Origin of the sequence: Haloarcula amylolytica (assembly GCF_049705545.1) — an archaeon.
GTDB classification, from domain to species: Archaea; Halobacteriota; Halobacteria; order Halobacteriales; family Haloarculaceae; genus Haloarcula; species Haloarcula amylolytica_B.
On record NZ_JBNAMU010000002.1, the window covers coordinates 113,459 to 127,094 of the forward strand.

The 13,636-nt window shown below is 58.8% G+C and carries 8 protein-coding genes, 3 rRNA genes and 1 pseudogene; 10 read left to right on the forward strand and 2 right to left on the reverse strand.

The window, feature by feature from the left end; all coding sequences use genetic code 11:
• Position 1: 1 nt before the first annotated feature.
• The gene (locus ACOZ4H_RS17175; RefSeq protein ID WP_424330495.1) at positions 2 to 247 is read right to left on the reverse strand and encodes a sulfurtransferase TusA family protein; all 246 of its coding nucleotides are present in this window, start codon (positions 245 to 247) and stop codon (positions 2 to 4) included.
• A 249-nt stretch (positions 248 to 496) separates the two neighbouring features.
• Between ACOZ4H_RS17175 and ACOZ4H_RS17180 the strand changes: the two genes are divergently transcribed.
• The 5 genes from ACOZ4H_RS17180 to ACOZ4H_RS17200 all read left to right on the forward strand — a co-directional run bounded on the left by ACOZ4H_RS17180 (position 497) and on the right by ACOZ4H_RS17200 (position 3,574).
• A complete protein-coding gene (locus ACOZ4H_RS17180) occupies positions 497 to 1,690 on the forward strand; it encodes an MBL fold metallo-hydrolase (RefSeq protein WP_424330496.1) in 1,194 nt (397 codons plus the stop codon).
• Between the two features lie 8 nt (positions 1,691 to 1,698).
• On the forward strand, positions 1,699 to 2,190 hold the full coding sequence (locus tag ACOZ4H_RS17185) for a YeeE/YedE family protein (RefSeq protein ID WP_424330497.1): 492 nt from the start codon (positions 1,699 to 1,701) through the stop codon (positions 2,188 to 2,190).
• Positions 2,191 to 2,257: 67 nt separating this feature from the next.
• Complete coding sequence (locus tag ACOZ4H_RS17190) at positions 2,258 to 2,719, forward strand: YeeE/YedE family protein (RefSeq protein ID WP_424330498.1); 462 nt, start codon at positions 2,258 to 2,260, stop codon at positions 2,717 to 2,719.
• Between the two features lie 144 nt (positions 2,720 to 2,863).
• Complete coding sequence (locus tag ACOZ4H_RS17195; protein ID WP_424330499.1) at positions 2,864 to 3,268, forward strand: helix-turn-helix domain-containing protein; 405 nt, start codon at positions 2,864 to 2,866, stop codon at positions 3,266 to 3,268.
• Positions 3,269 to 3,430: 162 nt separating this feature from the next.
• Positions 3,431 to 3,574, forward strand: coding sequence for a hypothetical protein (locus ACOZ4H_RS17200; protein WP_424330500.1), 144 nt, complete (start codon positions 3,431 to 3,433; stop codon positions 3,572 to 3,574).
• A gap of 144 nt (positions 3,575 to 3,718) precedes the next feature.
• Here ACOZ4H_RS17200 and ACOZ4H_RS17205 read toward each other — a convergent pair.
• Positions 3,719 to 4,072: pseudogene (locus ACOZ4H_RS17205) on the reverse strand (patatin-like phospholipase family protein); the annotation flags it as partial.
• Between the two features lie 788 nt (positions 4,073 to 4,860).
• On the opposite strand from ACOZ4H_RS17205, the gene ACOZ4H_RS17210 reads away from it, so the two are divergent.
• The 5 genes from ACOZ4H_RS17210 (at position 4,861) to ACOZ4H_RS17230 (ending at position 13,482) form a co-directional block, all read left to right on the forward strand.
• Positions 4,861 to 6,332 (forward strand): 16S ribosomal RNA (locus ACOZ4H_RS17210).
• 401 nt (positions 6,333 to 6,733) lie between these two features.
• A 23S ribosomal RNA gene (locus ACOZ4H_RS17215) occupies positions 6,734 to 9,663 on the forward strand.
• 130 nt (positions 9,664 to 9,793) lie between these two features.
• Positions 9,794 to 9,916: ribosomal RNA gene (rrf, locus tag ACOZ4H_RS17220) — 5S ribosomal RNA — on the forward strand.
• Together the 16S, 23S and 5S rRNA genes form the textbook arrangement of a ribosomal RNA operon.
• 829 nt (positions 9,917 to 10,745) lie before the next feature.
• Entirely contained in the window at positions 10,746 to 11,174 is a 429-nt protein-coding gene (locus tag ACOZ4H_RS17225; RefSeq protein WP_424330501.1) for a universal stress protein, read from the forward strand.
• A 127-nt stretch (positions 11,175 to 11,301) separates the two neighbouring features.
• Entirely contained in the window at positions 11,302 to 13,482 is a 2,181-nt protein-coding gene (locus ACOZ4H_RS17230; RefSeq protein WP_424330502.1) for a heavy metal translocating P-type ATPase, read from the forward strand.
• Positions 13,483 to 13,636 lie beyond the last annotated feature (154 nt).

Consider the following 13,636-nt stretch of genomic DNA (forward strand, 5'->3'; position numbering starts at 1 on the left):
GTTACTCCGTCTTGCGGACGTAGTGTTTGTACACGTCGTCGCCCTCCTCCTGATCGACGAGCTCGACGCCCTCGGTGCCGCCAGCCCACCCGTCGATGTCACTCATGCTTCCGGAGTCCGTCGCCAGCACTTCGAGGACCTCACCTACAGCGAGGTCGTCGATCGCGCCTTTCGTCTTCACCACTGGCATGGGACACGATGCGCCTTTCACGTCGAGCGTCTCCGCGATGTCAAATTCAGCGTTCATTGGTTATCTGCTCCGTTGAGTTGTCTTGGAGCTATCGCACAATATCACCTAGTCAAGTAAAAGATTGTTGGTTCTTGGATGTTCAGCAAACAACTGCTATCTCGGACGTACGGCGCTAAATGGATTTCTGTGTCTTCTTAGGCGACCTCGGGTGCATGTATAGATCCATTTGATCAGTAGTATTGTTTAGAATGTGGGTTACTATGCAAATGCTTTTGTGCATCCGACCGATAGAAACGAGTGCATAACATGAACGCTGACGACTTTCCGACGCCGGACGTCGACGTGGACTCCGTCGATCCGGAAACGCTGAAAGACCGTATCGACGCCGGCGAGGACGTCACGCTCCTCGACGCGCGTATGCAATCGGACTACGACGAGTGGCGTATCGACGGCGACAACGTCATGTCGATCAACATCCCGTACTTCGAGTTCCTCGAGGACGACATCGACGAAGGCGTCCTCGAGCGGATCCCCGATGACCGCGAAGTGACTGTCCTGTGTGCGAAAGGCGGCGCCAGCGAGTACGTCGCGGGCACGCTCGCGGAGCGCGGCTACGACGTCAATCACCTCGAGGACGGCATGAACGGCTGGGCGAGCATCTACGAGGCCGTCGAGGTCGAGCGCTACGACGGCGCCGGCACGCTGTTGCAGTACCAGCGGCCCTCTTCGGGCTGTCTCGGCTATCTGCTCTACGACGACGGCGAAGCCGCTCTCATCGACCCGTTGCGGGCGTTTACCGACCGCTATCTCGATGACGCCGCGGACCTCGGCGTCGACCTGCAGTACGCGCTGGATACGCACATCCACGCCGACCACATCTCGGGCGTGCGCGCTCTCGACGACGAGGGCGTCGAGGGCGTCATCCCGGAGGCGGCTGTCGACCGGGGCGTCACCTACGCGGACGAGCTGACCACGGCCGAAGACGGCGACACGTTCGCTGTCGGCGACGCAACTATCGAAACCGTCTCTACGCCCGGCCACACAACCGGAATGACCTCCTATCTCGTCGACGGTAGCCTGCTCGCGACCGGCGACGGGCTGTTTATCGAGAGCGTCGCCCGCCCCGACCTCGAAGAGGGCGACGAGGGTGCGCCGGATGCCGCACGTATGCTCTACGAGTCCCTGCAGGAGCGCGTGCTGACCCTTCCCGAGGACACGCTGGTCGGTGGCGCGCACTTCAGCGACGCAGCTGAACCTGCCGAGGACGGGACGTTTACGGCACCAATCGGCGAGCTCGTCGAGGAGATGGACGCGCTCACGATGGACGAGGACGATTTCGTCGAGCTGATCCTGTCGGACATGCCGCCGCGACCGGCCAACTACGAGGAGATCATCGCGACGAACCTCGGGCAGAGCGTGGTTGACGACGAGGAGGCGTTCACGCTGGAACTCGGGCCAAACAACTGCGCAGCTAGCCAGGACTCGCTCGCGGGTGACTAACCACGCCAATGGTGCTTGAGGCACTCCCACTGCAGGCAACCGCCGAGCTATTCCCGAACGGCATCAGTCGCTACGCCGTCGGTGGCCTGCTAGTCGGGCTCGGGACTGTCGTCATCTACCTCGGAACCGGAATCAGTGCCGGCGCGAGCACGTTTCTGGAGTCGACGCTGTCGTACGTCTCAGACCGGTCCCGGTTCCAGCAGTACGTCAGCTCCCGCGACTGGCGCATCGTGTTCACGCTCGGCATCGTCCTCGGTGCGGCTGTGTACGCGGTCGTCTATCAGGGCGGCGCGTGGACCACGGACGTCCAGCCGTGGCGACTCCTCCTCGGCGGGATATTCGTCGGCATCGGGACACGCGTCGGCAAGGGCTGTACGTCAGGCCACGGCGTCTGTGGCGTCGGCTCGGCGTCGAAAACGTCGATCGCCGGCGTCCTGACGTTCCTCGCCGTCGCCATCGTCACTGCACAACTGGTTTCGGCACTGGGGGTGAGTCCGTGAGCGGCGAGACTCGAGCGGAGCGAGAGTCTCGAAACGACCGAACGGGAGCGACCGGAGGGAGCGGCACGTGAGCGACGACCGCCACCCTGCGTTCATGCCGCTGATTCTCGTCGGCGGGCTCATCTTCGGGTTCGGACTCGCGTACAGCCAGATGGCGCGCCCGGAAGTCGTCCTGGATTTTCTCCAGTTCGAGGACTTCGGGCTGGTGTTCGTGATGTTCGGCGGCGCTGCCGTGACAGGGGTGACCTTCTTCCTCGCACCCCGCCTCCTCGGCCGCGCGCCGCTGACTGGCGACACCTTCGAACGGCGTCTGAAATCCTTCGACCGGAACGTCCTGATCGGCGGTGCCATCTTCGGCGTCGGCTGGGGGCTGTCCGGCATCTGTCCGGGGGCCGCCTACGCGAGCCTCGGTATTGGCAACGTTACTATCCTCTGGGCACTCGCCGGGATGTTTATCGGCGCCTATCTCCAGGGCTACTGGCGAACCCGGAGCGAGACTCGCGATACAGCTGCGACGGGCGCGGACTAACCGTTCGGCAAGGGTGTGTATCGGCTGTGAGGTGAACGGCCTTGACCGCCTATCCGAGGGCAGTTTTTGCCGGATCGTGCGTGCATTTGTGCGAACCGTACACAAGTCTTATTACCGCGTGGCGGCTACGAAGACGTGATAACGATGCCAGATTCGATGTCTGAACAACTCCGCCGAGACATGCAGTGCGAGGGGCTGTTAGAATGTTTCCACGGGCTCAAGGAACTCGACAAGGAGTGCTTTCGGGCGCTCGTCGAAGCTGATGACCCACTGACCGTCGACGAACTCGCCGACGCAGTCGACCGCGAGCGGTCGACCGCATACCGCGCCGTCCAGCGGCTACTCCAGACGGGTTTTATCGAGAAAGACCAGATCAACTACGACCAGGGCGGCTACTACCACGTCTACTCGCCGACGGACCCGTCCCAGATCGCAGACGAGATGCAGCGGATGCTTAACGACTGGTACGCGAAGATGGGCCAACTGATTCAGGAGTTCGAGAACAAGTACGAACAGTCCGAGTCCTCGGCCCCTGCTGTCGAAAGCTAACGCCGCCTTCTCCTCTCTATCACACTGTGTCGCTCCCGATGCGAGCGGATTTCTACCTGTGACGAGGTGACTGACCCGACACCTCTAACCGGCGAGTAGTATTTCACAGTATTGTGCGCTATGCGAATAAAATCAGCTGACGCTGACGCGTACAATCTACTGATGGCAACTGATACTGCATCCGACACCGGGATGACCGCGACGAACGAATTGCTTCACATCAACGGAGAGGACCAACTCGACGACGACGTCGGCCTCAAACGGGAAGAAGCGCTCCAAGCGCTCATCGAAACCCACACCGAATAAATGACTGAGGACATCCACGATCTCGTCATCGTCGGCCTTCGAATCCCTGTTCGGCCGGCAGCAGTCTGCGCCGCTGGCGGGGGGTTGGATGTGTTGAAGTCATACTGTACAGCCACCACGAGGCAATAGTGGTCTGGACGCCCTCTATCCCGGTCGCTCGTCGAAGAACTCCCGTACTCGGCGTTTCCCCAGGTCATGTAGTTCGGTGAGGAAGTCTGGGTCCCGATTGACCTTTGTCGAGCAGTGATACCGCTTCCCCATCTGTATCCGGTGGATACTGGTCTTGGTAAACTCGTCGGACGGGGGCTTCCCACTCTCGACCCACTCGTTGACCTGTTCGATAAAGCCCAGTTCCTGATTGAGCGAGATGTTGCCCGACAGTTCGTTCCGTCGGTCTGCGATGACCTCACTTGTGGTCGGTTCCCCCTGGCAAGTCTGTGGATTGACCTGGATAATCCAGAGCTCCTCTGGCTTCCGGTCCGGTGGGAGGTCCATCAGGCGTGGACATATCGCCGCTTCGTCCCTCAGGTGACTGGTGTTCACCCGTGAGCCACCGCCGACCGTCGCTAACTCCATCCCGGATTGCTGACTATTATCGCCCAGCGGCCGTTTGCAGCGCGATGCCCGGTGATGCCATTTCGGCTGAGGGCGTCGGTTCCACGGTATCACCCCGGTCCCGTGGTGCCATCACGCTATCCCAGCACCTCCAGGCCGAGTGCTCATCGGGGCCTCGGTCTGCTCTCTTGCTTCTGCCGACCGTAGCTATGGGCCTTCAGGACGGAGGTAAGTGGCTAACCGAGTGTTGTTAGGGTGTCATAGAAATGTTGTCACACTTAATTTTAAACGGTCAGTACAGGTGAAGTACTAATCGTTCAGTGTAGAGAACCGGGTAGTACTTCGAGATCCTTCCTTCTGGGTGGGACGACAGAAACTCATGGTCTAGTGTGTATGCGACACATATTCTGTGTGACGCCTAGGCACGGCGGGCTCGAGACCGTCCATTTATATACTCCCCTCCCATCGGTTGTGATGCGAAGGTCGCTCCGGGCAGCGTTCTCGGAACGACACCCCAACGCCGCCAACATGGTGGCCTGGGTCACTCGCTTAGAACGCGAGGCCACCGAGGCTTCGTGTTCGTGTATGAGGATTCCACCCCTGCGGTCCGCCGTCAAGATGGAATCTGATGTGAGCCCACGGACCCATGCAGTAGTCAACATTGGCGTAGGAACCAATGTGTTAGCTTCCGACGGAGTGCAACCACTTCCGCCGCTGATGTATATCAGCACATTCCGGTTGATCCTGCCGGAGGCCATTGCTATCGGAGTCCGATTTAGCCATGCTAGTTGCACGAGTTTAGACTCGTAGCATATAGCTCAGTAACACGTGGCCAAACTACCCTACAGACCGCGATAACCTCGGGAAACTGAGGCCAATAGCGGATATAACTCTCATGCTGGAGTGCCGAGAGTTAGAAACGTTCCGGCGCTGTAGGATGTGGCTGCGGCCGATTAGGTAGATGGTGGGGTAACGGCCCACCATGCCGATAATCGGTACAGGTTGTGAGAGCAAGAGCCTGGAGACGGTATCTGAGACAAGATACCGGGCCCTACGGGGCGCAGCAGGCGCGAAACCTTTACACTGCACGACAGTGCGATAGGGGGACTCCGAGTGTGAGGGCATATAGCCCTCGCTTTTCTGTACCGTAAGGTGGTACAGGAACAAGGACTGGGCAAGACCGGTGCCAGCCGCCGCGGTAATACCGGCAGTCCAAGTGATGGCCGATATTATTGGGCCTAAAGCGTCCGTAGCTTGCTGTGTAAGTCCATTGGGAAATCGACCAGCTCAACTGGTCGGCGTCCGGTGGAAACTACACAGCTTGGGGCCGAGAGACTCAACGGGTACGTCCGGGGTAGGAGTGAAATCCTGTAATCCTGGACGGACCACCAATGGGGAAACCACGTTGAGAGACCGGACCCGACAGTGAGGGACGAAAGCCAGGGTCTCGAACCGGATTAGATACCCGGGTAGTCCTGGCTGTAAACAATGCTCGCTAGGTATGTCACGCGCCATGAGCACGTGATGTGCCGTAGTGAAGACGATAAGCGAGCCGCCTGGGAAGTACGTCCGCAAGGATGAAACTTAAAGGAATTGGCGGGGGAGCACCACAACCGGAGGAGCCTGCGGTTTAATTGGACTCAACGCCGGACATCTCACCGGTCCCGACAGTAGTAATGACAGTCAGGTTGACGACCTTACCCGACGCTACTGAGAGGAGGTGCATGGCCGCCGTCAGCTCGTACCGTGAGGCGTCCTGTTAAGTCAGGCAACGAGCGAGACCCACACTTCTAGTTGCCAGCAACACCCCTGCGGTGGTTGGGTACACTAGGAGGACTGCCATTGCTAAAATGGAGGAAGGAATGGGCAACGGTAGGTCAGTATGCCCCGAATGGACCGGGCAACACGCGGGCTACAATGGCTCTGACAGTGGGATGCAACGCCGAGAGGCGACGCTAATCTCCAAACGGAGTCGTAGTTCGGATTGCGGGCTGAAACCCGCCCGCATGAAGCTGGATTCGGTAGTAATCGCGTGTCAGAAGCGCGCGGTGAATACGTCCCTGCTCCTTGCACACACCGCCCGTCAAAGCACCCGAGTGGGGTCCGGATGAGGCCATCATGCGATGGTCGAATCTGGGCTCCGCAAGGGGGCTTAAGTCGTAACAAGGTAGCCGTAGAGGAATCTGCGGCTGGATCACCTCCTACTGACCGGGATCAGGCCTCTGGCCTGACCCACCTACATTTGGTTGTTGGTCACAACAACCAGACGGAACTGACTGGTGACCACAAGTCACCGCGAGTCGGCAAGCGCCGACTACTGCATGGGCCCGCTGGGCTCACAAGACCTATCCGAGGCGGATATCCCCTCACGGGGATGTCGGGTGCAACTCCCGACGGGTCCGTACTTCGTATCACCGACGAACCACTCCCCTTAAGTGTGGGACGGCGTTCGACTGTGATACGACGACAGATGCACCAGGTCGGGTGAAACCGCGCCTGGGAAGGGTCGATTCGCCCACCATCTACCACCTTGGGGGCGAGTATGAAACCGTGTGTACGTGCGATCCAGGCGTCCACTGGACTCGTTCAGTTGAACGAGTCACAACGACGTTGGCTACTATGCCAGCTGGTGGATTGCTCGGCTCAGGCGCTGATGAAGGACGTGCCAAGCTGCGATAAGCTGTGGGGAGCCGCACGGAGGCGAAGAACCACAGATTTCCGAATGAGAATCTCTCTAACAATTGCTTCGCGCAATGAGGAACCCCGAGAACTGAAACATCTCAGTATCGGGAGGAAAAGAAAACGCAATGTGATGTCGTCAGTAACCGCGAGTGAACGCGATACAGCCCAAACCGAAGCCCTCACGGGCAATGTGGTGTCAGGGCTACCTCTCATCAGCCGACCGTCTTCACGAAGTCTCTTGGAACAGAGCGTGATACAGGGTGACAACCCCGTAGTGAAGACCAGTACGCTGTGCGGTAGTGCCAGAGTAGCGGGGGTTGGATATCCCTCGCGAATAACGCAGGCATCGACTGCGAAGGCTAAACACAACCTGAGACCGATAGTGAACAAGTAGTGTGAACGAACGCTGCAAAGTACCCTCAGAAGGGAGGCGAAATAGAGCATGAAATCAGTTGGCGATCGAGCGACAGGGCATACAAGGTCCTGTAACGAATGACCGACGCGCGAGCGTCCAGTAAGACTTACAGGAAGCCGATGTTCTGTCGTACGTTTTGAAAAACGAGCCAGGGAGTGTGTCTGTATGGCAAGTCTAACCGGAGCATCCGGGGAGGCACAGGGAAACCGACATGGCCGCAGGGCTTTGCCCGAGGGCCGCCGTGTTCAAGCGCGGGGAGCCATGTGGACACGACCCGAATCCGGACGATCTACGCATGGACAAGATGAAGCGTGCCGAAAGGCACGTGGAAGTCTGTTAGAGTTGGTGTCCTACAATACCCTCTCGTGATCTATGTGTAGGGGTGAAAGGCCCATCGAGTCCGGCAACAGCTGGTTCCAATCGAAACATGTCGAAGCATGACCTCCGCCGAGGTAGTCTGTGGGGTAGAGCGACCGATTGGTGTGTCCGCCTCCGAGAGGAGTCGGCACACCTGTCAAACTCCAAACCTACAGACGCTGTTTGACGCGGGGATTCCGGTGCGCGGGGTAAGCCTGTGTACCAGGAGGGGAACAACCCAGAGATAGGTTAAGGTCCCCAAGTGTGGATTAAGTGTAATCCTCTGAAGGTGGTCTCGAGCCCTAGACAGCCGGGAGGTGAGCTTAGAAGCAGCTACCCTCTAAGAAAAGCGTAACAGCTTACCGGCCGAGGTTTGAGGCGCCCAAAATGATCGGGACTCAAATCCACCACCGAGACCTGTCCGTACCCGTTACAGGGTAATCGAGTAGATTGGCGCTCTAATTGGATGGAAGCGGGGGCGAGAGCTCCTGTGGACCGATTAGTGACGAAAATCCTGGCCATAGTAGCAGCGATAGTCGGGTGAGAACCCCGACGGCCTAATGGATAAGGGTTCCTCAGCACTGCTGATCAGCTGAGGGTTAGCCGGTCCTAAGTCATACCGCAACTCGACTATGACGAAATGGGAAACAGGTTAATATTCCTGTGCCACTATGCAGTGAAAGTTGACGCCCTGGGGTCGATCACGCCGGGCTTTCGCCCGGTCGAACCGTCCAACTCCGTGGAAGCCGTAATGGCACGAAGCGGACGAACGGCGGTATAGGGAAACGTGATTCAACCTGGGGCCCATGAAAAGACGAGCATAGTGTCCGTACCGAGAACCGACACAGGTGTCCATGGCGGCGAAAGCCAAGGCCTGTCGGGAGCAACCAACGTTAGGGAATTCGGCAAGTTAGTCCCGTACCTTCGGAAGAAGGGATGCCTGCTCCGGAACGGAGCAGGTCGCAGTGACTCGGAAGCTCGGACTGTCTAGTAACAACATAGGTGACCGCAAATCCGCAAGGACTCGTACGGTCACTGAATCCTGCCCAGTGCAGGTATCTGAACACCTCGTACAAGAGGACGAAGGACCTGTCAACGGCGGGGGTAACTATGACCCTCTTAAGGTAGCGTAGTACCTTGCCGCATCAGTAGCGGCTTGCATGAATGGATTAACCAGAGCTTCACTGTCCCAACGTTGGGCCCGGTGAACTGTACATTCCAGTGCGGAGTCTGGAGACACCCAGGGGGAAGCGAAGACCCTATGGAGCTTTACTGCAGGCTGTCGCTGAGACGTGGTCGCCGATGTGCAGCATAGGTAGGAGACGTTACACAGGTACCCGCGCTAGCGGGCCACCGAGTCAACAGTGAAATACTACCCGTCGGTGACTGCGACTCTCACTCCGGGAGGAGGACACCGATAGCCGGGCAGTTTGACTGGGGCGGTACGCGCTCGAAAAGATATCGAGCGCGCCCTATGGTCATCTCAGCCGGGACAGAGACCCGGCGAAGAGTGCAAGAGCAAAAGATGACTTGACAGTGTTCTTCCCAACGAGGAACGCTGACGCGAAAGCGTGGTCTAGCGAACCAATTAGCCTGCTTGATGCGGGCAATTGATGACAGAAAAGCTACCCTAGGGATAACAGAGTCGTCACTCGCAAGAGCACATATCGACCGAGTGGCTTGCTACCTCGATGTCGGTTCCCTCCATCCTGCCCGTGCAGAAGCGGGCAAGGGTGAGGTTGTTCGCCTATTAAAGGAGGTCGTGAGCTGGGTTTAGACCGTCGTGAGACAGGTCGGCTGCTATCTACTGGGTGTGTAATGGTGTCTGACAAGAACGACCGTATAGTACGAGAGGAACTACGGTTGGTGGCCACTGGTGTACCGGTTGTTCGAGAGAGCACGTGCCGGGTAGCCACGCCGCACGGGGTAAGAGCTGAACGCATCTAAGCTCGAAACCCACTTGGAAAAGAGACACCGCTGAGGTCCCGCGTACAAGACGCGGTTGATAGACTCGGGGTGTGCGCGTCGAGGTAACGAGACGTTAAGCCCACGAGCACTAACAGACCAAAGCCATCATTCATACGCACTGTGACTCATTCACCGACGATTTACTCGTCGCTGAACGAGTCCAGGCGCAAACTGGATCGCACGGACAGACGGTGGACCCGATCGAGACTGGTACTTTCGTGGTTCGATTCCACGACTCGACGTTAGGCGGCCACAGCGGTGGGGTTGCCTCCCGTACCCATCCCGAACACGGAAGATAAGCCCACCAGCGTTCCGGGGAGTACTGGAGTGCGCGAGCCTCTGGGAAACGCGGTTCGCCGCCACCATTCATACCTTATAGCCCACTCGGGAGAGACATCTCTTCCGAGTGGGCTTTCTGTATTTATATAAGGTTAACTCGTACATTCACGTATCGGCATTCTGACCACATTCGTGCAACCGATTTCTGGAGAGTGCGGAGAAGTTGGTGAATATGAATCTATACCAGAACAACTGGAGTCTTCTGAGCAAGTTCGCGGTCATCTCTTTATTAACCCCGGGGTGGAGTCCAATAGCTACGATGTACCTGGATTTATTGAGTTCTCACGAGGAGAGTGGTCCTCTGGTCGGAGTGAAATGGTGGTTTCTGATGGTGATCAAAATCAAGGAGCGATCTATATTGAGGCCGAAGACGGACCTGAACCGATTTCGGTTCTTTCCGAACCCGTTCATCATGCAGTCGCCCAGGTCCGGAGGAGGAATATCGAAGACGCTATTTCTCTAAGTCAGGATAATAGTCGTTACACCTGCTCACGGGTTCCGAGTACGTAGTCGAGTAAAATGATTGCTCCAGTGTCGGCAAACGCCTCGACCCCAGCGACGACGGTCGCGACCGGTCCAAACCCGCCGTCTGAGGGATCTTGTGGCGGAGATGTAGTGAATGTCAATGCTGTAGTAGAGGCTTTCACCGACTGGCACCCCTCCCCAGAGTGTGTAGACGGCCGCTGAGTCGAGAAACAGCGCCAACATGACCGGCGCCACCAGCCACAACTGAACACCGTAGCCGGTGAACACCTGAGACAAACCCCACTCGTCTGGGTGCCCCACCTCCACGAATCGTCGTCGCGCTCCCCGCTGAGCAGTACGTTCATTTCACTTCGTCACAAACTTCTTCTCATGCCTACCAACGTTCTCGTCGCCTTCGACGGCTCCCCACTTTCAGAGCGTGCGCTCACATACGCTATCGAAACCTTCCCCGATGCACCAATTACCTCGATTTACGTTATCAATCCTATCGACTCGGTTATCGACGTGGAGGCTGGCGGCCTACCAGTCGCCGAGGGCTGGTACGAGAATGCGAAAGAACAAGCAAGCAGAACCCACACGACGGCGACGGACCTCGCGGCGGAACGGAGTACCGAACTCGTTACCGTCACGGAAGTCGGCAAACCGGCACGAGCTATTTTGGAATACGCTGACGACCATGATGTCGATCAGATCGTCATGGGCAGTCACGGCCGCTCAGGAATCGACCGTGCGCTCCTCGGGAGCGTTGCCGAGACAGTCACCCGCCGAGCACGGATCCCAGTGACGATCATCAGCTGAATCATTCGGACAAGAAAGACAGAAGGAGGGGTCCACAGTGTGGAGGATCCGCTTCGTATCCAGTCAGACAGAGCCACAATGACAGACCTACAGTACAGAATCACAATGCAGTGTATGGAGACATTGCGTGACCGTTACTGAATCACCCCCGCTATCGACGTGCACCGTCCAGATCGAACGACGAGGTGGTCGCGGCGAAGCAGGAGCGCGAGCCCTCGAACGACACCTCCGAGACATACCAGGTGTCCACGACGTCGACGTCTCGTTCCGAACGGGGAGCGTTCGAATCACCTACGACGAGAGCGGTACCTCAGAGGAACAACTTCGGGGTGCGGTCCAAGACCGTGGTGTTTCGATCCAGGACGAGGGCGACACGGCACCCGACGAGGTGACCACCCGTTCGGAACTCAGACGTGAGGCAGTGTTCGTCGGTCTGACACTGCTCGGCATGGTGACCGGCTTGGCGACGGGGTGGCTCGATGGTCCGTCTCTCATGATGTGGGCCGGCTACAGCGTCGCATACGTCTTCGGCGGGTGGTACGGGCTCAAAGGGGCCATCGAGACGCTCCGCCACCGCGCGGTCGATATCGACCTGTTGATGATCGTCGCCGCGGTCGGCGCGCTCTCGATTGGAGCCCCGTTTGAGGGGGCGATGCTCCTCTTCCTGTTCTCGCTGTCGAACACGCTCCAACACTACGCTATCGGCCGTTCACGGCGGGCGATCGAGTCTCTCGTCGAGATGCGACCGGACGAAGCGCAGGTTCTTCGTGACGGTGAGGAGATCACGGTTCCCATCGACGAGGTTGCCGTTGGCGACGTGTTCGTCGTTCGTCCCGGCGACAAGATCCCGCTTGACGGCATCGTCACGTCCGGCGAGGGAACGGTCGATCAGGCCTCGCTCACCGGCGAGTCCGTGCCTGTACCGAAGGAATCTGGTGACGAGGTGTTCGGCGGCACGATCAACGAGAGTGGGAGCCTCGAAATCGAAGTCACTCGACGGGCCCACGAATCGGCGATCAGCCGCCTCATCACCATGGTCGAAGAGGCCCAGAGCGAGAAGGCGCCGACACAGCGGCTCATCGATCGTCTCGAACAACCGTACGTACTCGGCGTATTCGCCCTCACAATCGCAGCTATCGGGATTCCGCTCGCGCTCGGGAGCGAGTTCACGGGGACGTTCTATCGCGCGATGACGCTCATGGTCGCCGCGTCCCCGTGTGCGGTCATCATCTCGACGCCCGCGGCAGTCCTCTCGGCAATCGCCTCCGGCGGCAGGCAGGGCGTGCTGTTCAAGGGCGGCGAACACGTCGAGACTGCAGCACGCATCGACGCGGTCGCGTTCGACAAGACCGGCACACTCACACAGGGTGACACGGAGTTGACCGACGTATCTGTCCGTGACGAATCGTCGGACCAGACACTGTCCGAGGATGAGTTGCTCTCAATCGCGGCCGCAGTACAGGCCCGCTCGGAACACCACCTCGCTCGTGCGACTGTGAGGGCGGCACAAGCCCGGTCACTCGACGTCGCTGACGCGGAGCGGTTTCAGTCAGTCGCCGGGAAAGGGGTCAAGGCAGACATCGACGGAACGACGACGCACATCGGGAATCGCAGTTACTTCCAGACCGTTCTCGGAGACGCGGCGATCGACGGTCTCGAACCAGGGCTTGATCGCCTCCAGACGCTAGAGGCAGAGGGAAAAACGAGCGTCCTCGTTGCCCGAGAGCGTCACGGCGAAGTCAGCGTTCTGGGGTGGCTCGCCTTCACTGACACCGTTCGCCCTGACGCGGCCGAGATGATCGCCGACCTCCGCTCGCTCGGCGTGGAGCACATCGTCATGCTGACAGGCGACAACGAGCGCGTCGCACAGCGCATCGCCGACGAAGTCGGTATCGACGAAGTCCAGGCGGAACTGCTACCGGAAGAGAAAGTGGCGACGATCGAAGAGCTGGTCGAAGGACACGAGAACGTGGCGATGGTCGGTGACGGTGTAAACGACGCCCCAGCACTCGCCACAGCAACCCTCGGTATAGCGATGGGCGGCGCGGGAACCGACGTCGCGCTCGACACTGCCGACGTGGTACTGATGGGCGATGATCTCAGCAAGATTCCCTACGTACTTAGCCTCGGCCGCAAGACTCGCCGAACGCTCACCATCAATCTCGCCATCGCCTTCGGCGCGATTGCACTCATGGTCGGCACGATCCTCCTCCGAGGTATCCCGCTCCCGCTCGCAGTGATCGGTCACGAGGGCTCGACGGTCCTCGTCTCGCTGAACGGCCTTCGGTTGCTCGGCTTTCGTGGGTGAGACGTTGATAGGTGGTCGGAGATCGTGGCCGACACAGAGGGCGAGGGAAATGTCAGGTCCCCAATGAGCGCTGTATCGTGAACTATCCGTGACATTCTTTCAGCACGAACAGCCGAAAGCGGGTATCCATTCCGTAGCTGTTTGTCCCCGCTGG